This is a genomic window from Corallococcus sp. AB030 (assembly GCF_003668965.1).
Classification (GTDB): domain Bacteria; phylum Myxococcota; class Myxococcia; order Myxococcales; family Myxococcaceae; genus Corallococcus; species Corallococcus exiguus.
Genome location: NZ_RAWQ01000146.1, coordinates 1 through 14178, shown reverse-complemented (window position 1 = coordinate 14178; position 14178 = coordinate 1). Strand labels below are relative to the sequence as shown.

At 69.8% G+C, this 14178-nt stretch carries 11 protein-coding genes; 4 read left to right on the top strand and 7 right to left on the bottom strand.

The features are described from left to right. The first annotated feature begins 155 nt into the window (after positions 1-155). Complete coding sequence (locus D7Y15_RS29235) at positions 156-1682, top strand: hypothetical protein (RefSeq protein WP_121754610.1); 1527 nt, start codon at positions 156-158, stop codon at positions 1680-1682. Between the two features lie 21 nt (positions 1683-1703). On the opposite strand, the gene D7Y15_RS29230 is transcribed toward D7Y15_RS29235, so the two are convergent. The 7 genes from D7Y15_RS29230 to D7Y15_RS29200 all read right to left on the bottom strand — a co-directional run bounded on the left by D7Y15_RS29230 (position 1704) and on the right by D7Y15_RS29200 (position 11645). Beyond that, complete coding sequence (locus D7Y15_RS29230) at positions 1704-3284, bottom strand: hypothetical protein (RefSeq protein ID WP_126935155.1); 1581 nt, start codon at positions 3282-3284, stop codon at positions 1704-1706. Between the two features lie 16 nt (positions 3285-3300). Next, entirely contained in the window at positions 3301-4695 is a 1395-nt protein-coding gene (locus D7Y15_RS29225) for a sigma-54 dependent transcriptional regulator (protein ID WP_120580220.1), read from the bottom strand. A gap of 44 nt (positions 4696-4739) precedes the next feature. Beyond that, positions 4740-6317: a nitrogen regulation protein NR(II) gene (locus tag D7Y15_RS29220; RefSeq protein ID WP_172810170.1), complete on the bottom strand. Its 1578-nt coding sequence runs from the start codon at positions 6315-6317 to the stop codon at positions 4740-4742. Between the two features lie 19 nt (positions 6318-6336). Beyond that, a complete protein-coding gene (locus D7Y15_RS29215; RefSeq protein ID WP_120580215.1) occupies positions 6337-7593 on the bottom strand; it encodes a type II secretion system F family protein in 1257 nt (418 codons plus the stop codon). 55 nt (positions 7594-7648) lie between these two features. Further along, on the bottom strand, positions 7649-8761 hold the full coding sequence (locus D7Y15_RS29210; RefSeq protein WP_120580214.1) for a type IV pilus twitching motility protein PilT: 1113 nt from the start codon (positions 8759-8761) through the stop codon (positions 7649-7651). 48 nt (positions 8762-8809) lie between these two features. Next, positions 8810-10510: a type IV-A pilus assembly ATPase PilB gene (gene pilB / locus D7Y15_RS29205; RefSeq protein ID WP_120580213.1), complete on the bottom strand. Its 1701-nt coding sequence runs from the start codon at positions 10508-10510 to the stop codon at positions 8810-8812. 208 nt (positions 10511-10718) lie between these two features. Continuing rightward, positions 10719-11645 carry a bifunctional riboflavin kinase/FAD synthetase gene (locus tag D7Y15_RS29200; protein ID WP_120580212.1) on the bottom strand — a complete coding sequence of 309 codons (927 nt, stop codon included), beginning with the start codon at positions 11643-11645 and terminating at the stop codon, positions 10719-10721. An 80-nt stretch (positions 11646-11725) separates the two neighbouring features. Between D7Y15_RS29200 and D7Y15_RS29195 the strand changes: the two genes are divergently transcribed. The 3 genes from D7Y15_RS29195 to D7Y15_RS29185 all read left to right on the top strand — a co-directional run bounded on the left by D7Y15_RS29195 (position 11726) and on the right by D7Y15_RS29185 (position 14028). Continuing rightward, entirely contained in the window at positions 11726-12346 is a 621-nt protein-coding gene (locus D7Y15_RS29195; protein ID WP_120580211.1) for a tRNA (guanosine(46)-N(7))-methyltransferase TrmB, read from the top strand. Between the two features lie 210 nt (positions 12347-12556). Next, on the top strand, positions 12557-13564 hold the full coding sequence (locus tag D7Y15_RS29190; protein ID WP_233601537.1) for a diguanylate cyclase: 1008 nt from the start codon (positions 12557-12559) through the stop codon (positions 13562-13564). 50 nt (positions 13565-13614) lie between these two features. Next, positions 13615-14028: a hypothetical protein gene (locus tag D7Y15_RS29185; protein ID WP_121754608.1), complete on the top strand. Its 414-nt coding sequence runs from the start codon at positions 13615-13617 to the stop codon at positions 14026-14028. Positions 14029-14178: the final 150 nt, after the last annotated feature.

Sequence of the window (14178 nt, the reverse complement as noted above, 5' to 3'; positions counted from 1 at the left end):
AGCGAGGGGGCATGGACGCACGGGCCCTTCCGGGCGGCGGGTGGCCAGCCGCCCGGACGTGAGTCCCCGGCAACGCCCTGCCGGCGGCGGAGCGCTCGGGTATGGTGGCCCGGCGACGGGAGCCCGCCCGTCCTGTCGCGGACGACGCCACCCACATGAGCGACACGCCTTCTTCCTCTTCCCTCCGCACGCGACTGCTCCTGCTGCTGCTCAGCGTGTGCGGCGTCGCCCTGCCGAGTCTGGCCGTGACCATCCCGCCGCTCTGCGACCTGCCCCAGCACCTGGGCCAGGTCCGGTTGCTGCTGGAAGCCCTTCACGACCCGAGTGGGGCGTACCGCATCCAGCCACTGACGCCCTACTGGGGTTCGAACGTGGTGCTGCTGCCGCTGTGGCTGACGCTGCCAGCGCGGTGGTTGGGCAGCGCGTCGGTGCTGGCGCTGGGGGCGCTCTTCGCCGCGGCGGTGCACTGGCTGGCCTGGCGCCGGAACCACTCGCCCGAGGCCGCCGTGCTCGGCTCCCTCTTCTTCTTCAGCCAGGTGCTGTACTGGGGGTTCACCCCGCTGCTCGCCGGCTGGCCCGTCTACGTGGTGTGGCTGCACTTCATCCAGTCCCCCCGGGCGACCACACCGCGAGGGGTGTTGCCGTTCCTGCTGGGGGCGGCGCTGCTCTACTGGTTCCACGCCCTCTGGTTCGCGATGGGCATGTTCACCCTGGCGTTGAACTGGGCCCGGACCCGGCCGGGATGGAAGACCGTCCTGCTCCAGGGTTCGGCCGTGACGCCCGTGGGGCTGTTCGCACTGTGGTGGTTCTCCCAGCTCTCGAAGCGGGGCTTCAACTCTCCCATCTTCTACGAGCGCGACTTCTGGGTGCGCATCTCCCCCGTGCGCTTCGTCAGCGCGGCCTTTGGAGGAATGCGCGACTCCGTGGAAGGGCCCGTCTTCATCCTCATCGTCCTGTGGATGGGATTGGGGCTGTGGCAGCACCGCAAGGAGCTGCGCCGCCTGGTGGATTGGGCGCTCGTGGTTCCGGGCCTGTTCATGCTGGCCCTCTCCCTGGTGCTGCCCGACCTGGCCCAGAACACCATCCTCATGGCCGAGCGCTGGGTGCCCTTCGCCATGGCCCTGCTGGTGCTCGCGGTCCCCGCGCCCCGGCTTCCCGTGAAGGCGCTGCGCGCGTGGTCCGCGGCGGCCATGCTGCTGCTGACGGGCTTCACCACGCTGGTCTGGCGCGCCTTCGAGGAGCAGGACCTGTCCGGGCTGGAGGCCGCCGTGGACGCCGTGCCGGAGGGCGCCCGCGTCCTCGGGCTCGACTACCTGCAGGGAAGCCGGATCATCGAGGGACGCCCGTTCCTGCAGACCTTCGCCTGGACGTACGTGTGGCGCGGGGCGAGCAACAACTTCTCCTTCTCCTGGTTCGCGCCCAGCCCGGTGGTCCTCCGTCGCCTGCGAGCTCCGCCCTGGACCCAGGGCCTGGAGTGGAACGCGCGCGCCGTCCGGCCGGAGCGGGACTTCCGCTCCTTCGAATACGCCCTGGTGGGCCTGCCCGACGGTGAGCACGACGGCCTGCCCCAGCACCTCCCGCTGGAGCCCGTCACGCACGAGGGCCGGTGGCGGCTGTACCGGACCGCCCTTCCCGCCCAAGCGCCCGCTCCCGCGCAGGTCGCCCCCACGCCGAAACCGTGACGCCCGGCGGCCTTGTCCCGACTAGGGGCCGCCTTCCACGAGCGGCGCCGACGATGCGCACCTGAAGCGGAAGGTCCGTCCCCGGATTTCGTAGAGGCCCGTCCCTTCCGCGCAGGAGAACAGGGCGTGACGCTGCATGGCCGCGAAGCGCGTCACCGTGTAGGGCGTGGAGGGCTGGAACACGCGCGGCGGGGGCCAGGGACGGCTGGCGTCGGAGCGGAGCCCCGACCACAGGGGCACGACCTCCAGGTACGTGGGCGGGTGCGCATCCAGGTAGCCCTGCGCATCCGGGCCCAGCATGCCGGGCGTGTTGAGTCCCAGCGTGTCCACCACGAAGGCCTGGCCGAAGTAGCGCACCGCTCCGGCATCCGTCACCCAGACCACGGCCTCGGGCGGAGCGCTCGCCAGGGCGCGGCCCAGCGCCACCTGCGTATCGTCGATGTTGTGGGCGTCGTTGGTCAGCCGCTCCAGGCGGGGCGGCAGCCCCAGGGCACAGGCCAGCGCCGGAAGCAGGGCCAGGGCCGCCACCGCCGGGCGCCCCAGGGACGGAACGCGCGTCTGGAGCCACCCTCCTCCCAGCACCAGGAAGGGCGCGATGAGCAGGGGCAGCGCGGGCAGCGCGTAGCGCTGGTGGTAGAAGACGGAAGGGTCGATGGGCGGGATGAGCTTGAAGGACACCGCGCAGAAGAGGAGCCCGGATACGGCGGCGGCGGCGGCCAGCCGCGAAGGTGCTGAAACCTCCGCGCGCATGAGCTCCACGATGGCGAGCACCGCCAGCACGACCAGCACCGGCAACACGGTGAAGGTGAGCCCCGGAAGCAGCTCCCCGAAGCCCAACGCCTGCGCCATCCAGAGGCTCGGGCCGCCCGAGCCCACTTTCGCGTAGAACGTGGCGGTCAGCGGCCGGCCCGACGCCGCGAGGTTCCACAAGGACAGCAAGCCGAAGGACGCGAACGTCCCCGCCGCCGCGGCGACGAGGTACGGCACGGGGGCCTGCCAGGAACGGCGGTCGCGCACGAGCAGCAGCACCGGCAGCGTGAACGCGAGCACGGGCAGCTCCGGGCGGCAGAGCGGCGCGGCCACGCTGACGAGCCCGAACGCCAGCGGCGAGCGCGCCCCCAGGCAGAGCACCAGCCCCCACGCGGCCAGGGTGGCCAGGGGGACCTCCATCCCGCTGACGCTGGCCGCCACCAGGTCCGGATGCACCAGGACCGCCAGCGCGCCGCCCAGCGCCCAGGCCACGCTGGCCCGGCGCAGCGCGAGGAACGCGGCCACGCAGGAGAGCAGGTGGAGGACGAAGCCGGTGAGCTTCACCAGCAGCACGCGCGTCGCCACGTCAGCGGACAGCAGGTGCGCGGGCGCGAGCACCACGGCCCACAAGGGGGAGGTCTCTCCGGTGGCCGGGACGCCCGGGTTGTAGCTGAGCCCCGCGCCGCTCGCGAAGGCGCGGGCGTACACGGCGTGGATCCACGCGTCGTCCACGGGGAAGCCGCGGACCGTCAGGTACTCCGGCGAGAACCAGGCCCAGAGTCCCAGCAGGGCCAGCCCCGTCCCGACGAGCGCGCCCACCGCGCCCCACGGGCGGCCAGCGCCAGCAGGCACCGTCCCGGGGCCCTCCTCAACCGACACGGGACCCGCCCGGCTCGTCCAGCTCATCCGTGAGGCCGTGCTTCGCCAACCGGTAGCGGAAGGAGCGGAAGGACAGGCCCAGCAGCTCCGCGGCGCGCGTCTTCACGCCCTGGGACTGCTTGAGCGCGGCCAGCAGGTGCCGCCGCTCGCTTTCGTCCAGGTGGCGCTCCAGGTTGAAGCCCGAGCCCAGCGAAGGCTCGCCGCTGTCGCCCGGGCGGCTCAGGGGCTCCGACTCACCGCGCACCGCGGGCGGCAGCGTCCCCGGCCCCAGCAGCTCCGAGTCCGACAGCGTGGCCGCGCGCTCCACCATGTTCTGCAGCTGGCGCACGTTGCCCGGGAACGCATAGCGCTCCATCAACGCGAGCGTCTCCGGCGCGAAGCGCAGGGCCGGCCGGCCCAGCTCCTCCGCCAGCCGCGCCAGGAAGTGCGTGGCGAGCGGCGGGATGTCCTCCGGCCGCTCGCGCAGCGGGGGCAACTCCAGCGTGATGACGTTGAGCCGGTAGAAGAGGTCCTCGCGGAAGCGGCCCGCCTTCACCTCCGCCTCCAGCCGGCGGTTGGTGGCCGCGATGACGCGCGCCTGGAAGGGAATCTCCGCAGCGCTGCCCACCGGCTTCACCTTGCGCTCCTGCAGCACGCGCAACAGCTTCACCTGCGTGGCGAGCGGCATCTCGCCCACCTCGTCCAGCATCACCGTGCCCTCGGCCGCGGACACCAGCAGGCCCGGCCGCTCATGCGTGGCGCCCGTGAAGGACCCCTTCATGTGGCCGAACAGCTCGCTCTCCAGCACGCCTTCATTGAGGGCGCCGCAGTTGAAAGGGAGGAAGGGCTGGGCGGCGCGCTGGCCGCGCAGGTGGATGGCGCGCGCCACCAGCTCCTTGCCGGTGCCGCTCTCCCCCGTCACCAGCACCGTGCTGCGGCCCGGGGCCACCTTCTCCACCAGCTGCCACAGGGCGCGCATGCGGGGGCTCGTCCCCACCAGCAACCCGCCCAGGCCGGGCAGGAGCCGCGACTTGAGCGTGAGGTTCTCCTGGCGCAGCGCGCGCTTCTCCAGCGCCTTGTGCACCAGCAGCCGCAGTTCCTCGTTGTCGAAGGGCTTGCAGATGTAGTCGTAGGCGCCCTCGCGCATGGCCTCCACCGCGGAGGACGGCGTGCCGAAGGCGGTGATGAGCACCACCTCCGGCGGCTCCTTGCGCGAGCGCGCCGTACGCAGCACGTCCAGGCCGCTGCCCGAGCCCAGCTTCATGTCGGAGATGACCAGGTCCACCTGGTCCTTCTCCAACATGGCGCGCGCGTTCTCCACGGAGGGCACGCTCGTCACGGCGTAGCCTTCCCTCACCAGGAGGATCTCCAGGTACTCGCGCATGGACAGCTCGTCGTCCACCACCAGCACGTGGCCGCGCGACCCACCGTCATGGGGGAGCGGCGCCGTCACAGGGGCAACCCCACGAGGAACTCGGTGCCTTCAGCGGGATTGGACGTCACGCGGATGGTGCCTCCGTGCGCGTGGATGATGGAGTGCGCGGTGGACAGGCCCAGCCCGGTGCCACCGTTGCGGGTCGTGAAGAACGGCTCGAACAGGTGTCCCATCATCTCCTCCGTGATGCTTCCCGCCGAGTCCCACACGCGAATCTGCGCTTCCTTGTCCGCGCGCGCCAGCGCCACCCGGACGGTTCCCTTTGGACCCGCCGCCTGGATGCCATTGCGCACCAGGTTGAGGAGCACCTGACGCAGCTGGTCCGGATCCACCGGCGCCGTCAGCGCGTCCACCAGGCGCACCTCCAGTTGCACTTCGCGTGAAAGCGGATCCGCGCGGAGCATGTCCACCGTCTCCGACAGCAGCGTGTCCAGGGCCACCGGCCGGCGCTGCGGCTCGGGTGGGCGCGCGAAGCGCAGGAAGTCCTCCACCAGCCGCGCCAGCCGGTCCGCCTCGCGCGTGAGGATGCCGGTGAGCTTCGTCACCACCACGTCACCGGACGGGTCCTGGGCCAGGAGCTGCGCGGAGCCGCGCATGGCGGCCAGCGGGTTGCGGATTTCATGCGCCAGCTGCGCGGACAGCGCACCCAGGCTGGCCAGCCGGTCCGTGCGCTTGAGGTCCTCCTCCATGCGCCGCAGCTCCGTGAGGTCCTGGAAGACGATGAGCAGCGAGCCCGCCTCGCCCTCCAGGGGCGACACGGACAACCCCAGCACCCGCTGGCCCCCGGGCGTCTTCACCCGCAGCTCACCCCGGGTGGCGCGCGGCGCCAGCACGGACACGCCCGGCAGGAGCTTCTCCAGCGTCTGGCCCACGCACGCGCTGTCCGTGACCTGGAGGATGCCGCAGGCCGCGGTGTTGAGGAAGGTGACGCGCCGCTCGGCGTCGCAGGTGACGAGCCCCGACGGCATGGAGGACAGGATGAGCTGCTGCAGCCGCCCCAGCCGGCGCAGGTCCGCCTCGCTCTGGGACAGCGCACCGCCCGTGGCGGACAGCTGGCGCGACAGGTAGCCGGACAGCACGGCGATGAGGCCCAGCGCCAGCACGTTGCTGCCCAGCACGAAGAGCACCCGCGAGGGCGCCATCGTCGGGGCGTCCGCCGGCAGGGTGAGCCGCATGACCAGCAGCAGCCCGGTGAAGGCCAGCGAGGACACGACCGCGGCCCACAGCGCGCCACGCCGATCCAACACCACCGCCGCGCCAATGACGGCCAGGCTGTAGAGGAACGTCAGCGGCGACTCCGCGCCGCCGCTCAGGAACACCAGGCCGGTGGCGATGATGACGTCGCCCACCACCTGCACCACGGCGTCCAGGCGCCCCGCGGTGCCCCGGCGCAAGCGCAGGCCCGTCACCACCGTGAGGACGTAGGCCGCCGCGATGACACCGAACGACAGCGAGTCCGCGCGGCTGGGCTCCTGCGCGGGCTGGGTCGCCAGCCGGACCACCGTCACGACGAGCGACAGGCTCGCCGCCACGGTGCGGAACAACACCAGCCACACCAGACGCGAGCGCAGCCCGGGGGCCACGCCGCGCATCAGCCTTCCACCGCCCGCGCTACTTGATGGCGCCGGCAAGCGAGAAGATGGGCAGGTACATGGCGATGAGGAAGCCGCCGACCACGCCGCCCAGGAACACCATGAGGAGCGGTTCGATCATCGAGGTGAGGGCGCTGACCGCCGTGTCCACCTCGTCGTCGTAGAAGTCGGCGATCTTGTTGAGCATGGTGTCCATGGCGCCCGTCGCCTCGCCGACGCCAATCATCTGCACCACCATGGAGGGGAACACCTTCGTCTCCAGCAGCGGGCCCGCGATGTTCTTGCCCTCGGCGATCTTCCCGCGCACGTAGTAGATGGCCTCTTCCACCGTGCGGTTACCGGCCGTCTTCGCCGTCACGTCCAGCGCGTCCAGGATGGGCACGCCCGAGGAGATCATCGTGCCCAGCGTGCGCGTGAAGCGCGCCACGGCCACCTTGCGGAGCACGTCGCCGAACAGGGGCATCTTGAGGAAGACCTTGTCCCAGAACTTGCGGCCCTTGGGCTGGCGGTAGCTCCAGGTGAAGGAGAACACCACCGCCGCGATGCCGACCACGGTGTGGATGAAGTACGCCTGGGCGAACTTCGACATGTCCACGACCACCTGCGTGGGCGCGGGCAGCTTGGAGTTGAAGTCCGCGAACATCTTCTCGAAGACGGGCGTCACCTTGAGCAGCAGCAGCGCCGTCACGCCAATGGCCACCAGGATGACCACTGACGGGTAGGTCATGGCGCTCTTGACCTTGGCCTTCAGCTTCTCGCTCTTCTCACGGTAGGCGGCGAGCCGGTTGAGGATGGTGTCGAGGATACCGCCCACCTCGCCCGCGGCGCACAGCTGCACGTAGAGCTCGTCGAAGATCTTGGGGTGCTCCTTCAGCGCGTCCGCGAAGGTGCTGCCCTGCTCCACCTTGCTCTTGATGGCGAACACCACCTTCTTGAAGGCGGGGTTGTCCATCTGGCTGGCGAGGATGTCCAAGCACTGCACCAGCGGCAGGCCGGCGTCGATCATCGTCGCGAACTGACGGGTGAAGATGAGGATGTCCTTGCCCGTCACCCCGCCCATGCCGGGCAGGGAGATGGCCCCGTCGAGGGCGCCCTTCTTGCGCACCTTCGTGGGGTTGAGGCCGAGCGACTTCAGGCGCGCGTTGACGGCCTCGATGTCCGGGGCCTCCATCTCGCCCTTCTTGTTCTCCCCGCTCTTGGTCTTCGCCTCCCAGAGGAACTGGGCACTGTTCTTCTTGGACGCTGTCGCCTTCTGTTGCACTGCGGGTGCTGCCATGACGGGACCTCCGGGGAGGGCGAGGAGTCTAACCTGTGATTTTCATGCCCCAAAACTAACGGGCACCCGCTCCCCCGGCCGGCCGCTGGGCTCCGCCCGTTCCACCACCCGAGGCGAGGATGTTGCGCAGCTCCTCCGGGTCGGAAGAACGGCCGAAGGCCTCGTCCTGGGAGATGACCCGGCGCGCCAGAAGGGCGGCCAGCGCCTGGTTGAACGTCTGCATGCCGTACTTCGCCTGGCCCACCTGCATGGACGAGTAGATCTGGTGGACCTTGTCCTCGCGGATGAGGTTCCGGATGGCGGGGTTGGGCACCATGACCTCCAGGGCCAGCACGCGGCCCGGCCCGCCCACCTTGGAGACGAGCGCCTGGCTCATCACGCCCTCCAGCACGAAGGACATCTGGGCGCGCACCTGGGGCTGCTGGTACGGCGGGAAGACGTCCAGCACGCGGTTGATGGTCTGCACCGCGCTGTTGGTGTGCAGCGTCGCGTAGCAGATGTGGCCCGTCTCCGCGATGGTGAGCGCCGCCTCGATGGTCTCCAGGTCTCGGAGCTCACCGACCAGCACGATGTCCGGGTCCTGGCGGAGGATGTACTTGAGGGCCGTCTTGAAGTTGCGCGTGTCCGCACCGACCTCGCGCTGGTTCACCAGGCAGTTCTTGTGCGGGTGCAGGTACTCGATGGGGTCCTCGATGGTCATGATGTGCTCATGACGCTCGGTGTTGATCTTGTCGATCATCGAGGCCAGCGTGGTGGACTTGCCGGAGCCCGTGGGGCCCGTCACCAGGATGAGGCCGCGCGGCTTCTTCACCAGCTCCGCCACCACCGGCGGCAGGCCCAGCTCCTGGAACGTCAAAATCTTGAAGGGAATCGTGCGGAACGCACCGGCGACGGCGCCGCGCTGCATGAAGATGTTCGCGCGGAAGCGCGACAGGCCCTTCACGCCGAACGACAGGTCCAGCTCGTTCTCCTCCTCGAACTTGTGCTTCTGGGCGTCCGTGAGGATGGAGTAGCAGAGCTGCTTGGTCTCCACGGGCGTGAGCGGCGCCGTCTTGAGCGGGACGAGTTCACCGTCCACGCGGAGCTGCGGCGGCGAGCCGGTGGTGATGTGGAGGTCGGAAGAGCCCTTCTCGACCATCGCCTTGAGGAGCTGGTGCAGGTTGGCCACGGATGCGTGTCCTGTCGGAGGAAGTAGTGTGGAGAGGAGGTGGGGTGACTAGAAGCGGTCCGGCGCGGTGTTGCCCACGACCTCTTCGAGCGTCGTCATTCCGTCCATGAGCTTCTTGAGCGCGCTCATGCGCAGGCTGCTCATGCCCAGGCGGATGGCCTCCTGCTTGAGCTCCGCGGCGGAGGCGCCGTTGATGACCAGCTCCTTGAGGCCGTCCCAGAAGGGCATGACCTCGTAGATGGCCACGCGGCCGCGGTAGCCGCGGTCGTTGCACTCGCGGCAGCCGACCTTCTCGTACATGGTGAAGGTGCCCATCTTGTCCGGCGGGATGCCCGCGTCGATGAGGGCCTGCTCGTCCACCTTCTCCGCGGGGCGCTTGCACGCGGGGCACAGGCGGCGCGCCAGACGCTGGGCGAGGATGAGGTTGAGCGACGCCGTCACGAGGAACGGCTCGATGCCCATGTTGAGCAGACGGCTCACCGTGCCAGGGGCGTCGTTGGTGTGCAGCGTGGAGAGCACCAGGTGGCCCGTGAGCGCCGCCTTCACGCCGATTTCCGCCGTCTCGAAGTCGCGGATCTCACCGATCATGATGATGTCGGGGTCCTGGCGGAGGAAGGAGCGCAGACCGGCCGCGAAGTTCAGGCCGATGTCTTCATGCATCTGCACCTGGTTGATGCCGGCGAAGTTGAATTCGACCGGGTCCTCCGCGGTGCAGATGTTGGTGCCCACGTCGTTGAGGCTGGAGAGCGCGGAGTACAGCGTCGTCGTCTTGCCGGAACCCGTGGGGCCCGTCACCAGCACCATGCCGTAGGGACGGTCGATGGCCTCCTTGAACCAGGCCAGGGGCGTCGCGTCGAAGCCCAGCTTGGTCATGTCCAGCTGCAGGTTGCTCTTGTCGAGCAAGCGCATCACGACCTTCTCGCCGAAGAGCGTGGGGCACACGCTCACGCGGAAGTCCATCTCCTTGCCGCCGCCGATCTTGATCTTGATGCGGCCGTCCTGCGGCAGGCGCCGTTCGGAGATGTCCAGCGACGCCATGATCTTCAGACGGCTGGTGATGGCGTTGCGCAGCTTCATGGGCGGGCGCATCACCTCGTACATCACGCCGTCGATGCGGAAGCGGACCCGGAAGTCCTTCTCGTACGGTTCGATGTGGATGTCGGACGCGCGCTTCTTGATGGCGTCCATGAGGATGAGGTTCACCAGCTTGACCACGGGCGCGTCATCCGCGGCCTTGGCCATCTCATCCACGTTCTCCTGCTCCTCCTTGGCGACCTCGATGTCGTCGCCCACGTCGCCGACGATGTCCTCCAGCGAGGGGCCCTTCTCCGCGTAGTAGCGCTCAATCGATTCGCGGATGGAGATTTCGGACGCGACGACGGCTTCGATGTTGTAGCCGGTGAGGAACTTCAGGTCGTCCACCGCGAAGATGTTGGACGGGTCGCACATGGCCACGATGAGCGAGGGCCCTGCGCGGTTGACCGGGATCACCAGGTGCTTCTCGGCCACTTCCTTGGGCACGAGCTTGATGATGTCCGGATCAATGTCGAAGTCCTTCAGGTTGATCGCCGGCACGCCGTACTGCTTCGACAGGAAGTCGGTGAGCTTCGACTCCTCGATGGCGCCCGTCTTGATGAGCGCCGTGCCGATGCGCGCACCACTCTTCTGCTGCTCCTCCTGCGCCTTGCGGAGTTGCTGGACGGAGATGAGGTTCTCGCGCACCAGCAATTCACCGAGTCGACCGGACATTTCTGGGATGCCTCTTTGAGCGTGAGGAGGGAACAGCCAGAGCCCCGGCTGTCAGCGGGACCCGCGGGGGGAATGAGGCCATGCTACAGGGGCCTGAAGCCCTGGCACGGATCCTCCCGGATTAGAGGAAACCGATGCGCGGCCTGTCAAGGCGCCCTGGCGTGCTCCCTTGCTGTCCGGAGCCCTCTTCCAGAGGGCGCGACAGACCCTACCCGTCGCCGCGAGCCACCACGGTGCGGGCGGCCTCCACGTCGCGCTTGATTTGACCCACCAACTCTGCGGCGGAACCAAATCGTTGCTCGGGCCGCAGCCGCTCCAGGAACTGCACCCGCAGCTCCTTGCCGTAGAGGTCGCCGGTGAAGTCCAGGAGGTGCGCCTCGATGGTGACCTCCGTGCCGCCGAAGGTGGGCTTCACGCCGATGTTGGCCGCCCCCGGCCGCCAGGGCCCATCCGCTTCCGCCAGGAGGCGCACGCGGATGGCGTACACGCCGGGCGCGGGCCGCAGCTCGTTCTGCGTGTCCACGTTGGCGGTGGGAAAGCCGATGGTGCGCCCCCGGCCCGCGCCGGACACCACCGTGCCATCCAGGTCGAACGGGCGGCCGAGCAGGCGCCTGGCCGCGCCCACCCTGCCCTCCAGGATGTACTCGCGGATCCGCGACGAGGACGCGACGACGCCGTCCACGTTCACCGGCTGCACCACGTGCACCCGGGCGCCCCGCTTCGCCGCGGCGTCGCGCAGCGTGGTGACGGTGCCGGCGCGCTGGGCGCCGTAGGTGTAGTCACTGCCCACGACGACGTGGCCCACGCCCAGCGTGTCGAAGAGGGCGGCCTCGAAGTCCTGCGGCGTGGAGCGCGCGTAGTCGCGGGTGAAGGGCTGCACCACCCCGTGGGACAGGCCGCACGCGGCGAGCAGCTCCAGCTTGCGCGGCAGGAGCGTAATCAGCTTGGGCGCCAGGTCCGGCTGGAGCACCTTGCCCGGGTGGGGCTGGAAGGTGAGCGCGTTCGCGGGGCCGTGGCGAAGCGCTTCTGCGAAGAGGGCCTGGTGGCCCACGTGCACGCCGTCGAAGTTGCCCAGCGCGAGGGCCTGCCCCTGAAGCTGGCGGCCCGCCTCGGACACGGACTGGAAGACCTTCATGGCCCTTCCCTATACCACCCCGCGCGCTTTTGCCCTGGCCAACCCACGCGGCTCCATGGTTAGAGGCCCCCGTTCCCGCCATGCGCCCTGCCCTGCTCCCTGAACCGGTCGGCCTCAAGTTCGTCCCCCTGGAAGCGCCCCCGGACTGGGACGCGGAGTTCGGCTTCACGGGGCCGCTGGAGCTGGAGATCGGCTCCGGGGCGGGTGGGCACGCGCTGGAGTACTGCCGCCGCAACCCCGGCGTGCGCTTCGTGGCCTTCGAGTGGCGCAAGAAGTACGCGCGCGACACGCAGATGCGCGCGGAGAAGGCGGGCATGAAGAACCTGCGCGTCGTCGAATCCGACGCGCGCTTCGTGGTGCCGCGCATCTTCGCGCCCGGGTCGCTGGACGTCATCCACCTGCAGTTCCCCGACCCGTGGTGGAAGCGCTCGCACGCCAAGCGGGCCGTCGTGCAGCCGGATTTCGCGAAGGTGATGCTGGGGCTGCTCAAGCCCGGTGGCCGCTTCGACATGCGCACCGACGTGCAGGACCGCGGGGTGGCCATGCTGGGCATCCTGGAGGCGGCGGGCTTCCACAACCCGCTGGGCGCCGGGGTGTTCCACCCGTACGACCCGGAGGAGGTGCCCTCCACCCGTGAGCGGCGCTACCTGTCATCCGGAGAGCCCGTGTACCGCGCACGCCTGGTGAAATCCGCGCCGTAGCCTGCACTGGACCTGTCTGGCCCTGGACGCCCGGCGGCCTCGTGTCCGCGGGTGCCCGGAAGGGCCCTTGGCAGCGCCCTCCACCCGGAGGAGAATCCACCCACGGGGTTCCCGCCCCAGGGGACACTCGCGACGTCGGGCCACGACCGCATCCTGTTGGGGGGTGGGCGCCTCATGCCGGAAGCCGAAAGGAAACGGATGCCGGAGGGCGTGCGCAGGAGCGGACCCGCCAACGACTTCTCCGGGCGCACCGTGCTCATCGTGGACGATGATCCGGCGCAGATCCGCCACGTGCGCGAGGGCCTGGCCCCGCACGGCTACGTCTTCAAGGAAGCGCTGGACGGGACGCAGGCGCTGTCCGCCATCCGCGCGGGCCGGCCGGACCTCATCGTGATGGACGTGGAGATGCCGGGCCTGGGCGGCGTGGAGGTGTGCCGCATCGTCAAGGCGAACGCGGGCGAGGGCGGCTTCGGCTTCATCCCCGTCATCCTGATGACGGCCCGGCAGGCGGCGGGCAAGGTGGAGGGGCTGGAGCTGGGCGCGGACGACTACCTGGTGAAGCCCTTCGACATGCTGGAGCTGGGCGCGCGCGTGAAGTCCATGCTGCGGCTCAAGGCGTTGCAGGACGCGCTCCTGGAGAAGAACCGCGAACTGGAGTGGGCCAACCGCGAGCTGGACCGCCGCCGGCAGGAGCTGCTCGCGCTCAGCCGCACGGACGCGCTCACGGGCCTGTACAACCGGCGCTACTTCGAGGAGCGGCTGAGCGAGGAGTTCATGCGCTCGCGCCGGTACCGCTCTCCCCTGTCGCTGGTGATGCTGGACATCGACCACTTCAAGCGCATCAACGACACGTTCGGCCACCCCTTCGGGGACGAGGTGCTGCGCGCGGTGGCGCACACGGCGCGCGCGACGCTGCGGGAGGTGGACCTGCTGGCCCGCTACGGCGGCGAGGAGTTCATTGCCCTGTTGCCGGAGGCGGCCCCCCAGGACGCGCTGCGGGCGTGCGAGCGTGTGCGCGAGGCGATTGAGCGGCTGGAGCTGACGTGGAAGTCGCCGGACGGAATGTCGCAGGAGGTGAAGCTGACCGCGTCGCTGGGCGTGGCGACGGTGCCCGCGGACGACCTGCCGGGCACGGAGGCCCTGCTGCGCGCGGCGGACACGAGCCTGTATTCCGCCAAGGGAACGGGGCGCAATCGCGTCCACCAGCACGCGGCGTGACACACCTCCCGCTTCCCCACGGCGGCGGTTTGACCTAAATCGGAGGCCCCATGCGCCCGCTCGCGATGACGACCTGGCTGCTGTTCGCCCTCCTGGCCCTGAGCGGTTGCAGCCGGCTGCAGCCGGATACCCCCGTGGGGGCCTACCAGACGTTCCACCGGCACGTGCAGCGCGGAGAGCTGCCCAAGGCGTACGCAGGGCTGTCACAACAGACCCAGCAGGTCCTGAAGACGCGAGCGCAGCAGGTGAGCGACGCGTCCGGGGGCATGGTGAAGCCGGAGCCGCTCCCGCTGTTCTTCGCGAATGTCCCGGTGCCGGCGGATGTTCAGGAGGTTTCGCTGCTCCGGCAGGAGGGCGACGTGGCGACCTTGGTGGTGCGCTCGGCGGGAAGGTCGGGCGAGGTCCGGATGGTGAGGGAACCGTCCGGGTGGAAGGTGGACTTTTCAGCATCCCCCCAGCCGTGAGCCCGGGCATGCCCGGGCCCCGCGCATCAGGTAACGTACAACCGTGAACGACAGGAAGACACGGCGGGTGCTCCCCGCAGTCGAAGTCATCCGGAGACCGGGCTCGACGCCCGGTGGCCCGGTGACGCCGTCCTCGACTGCCCCCACCCC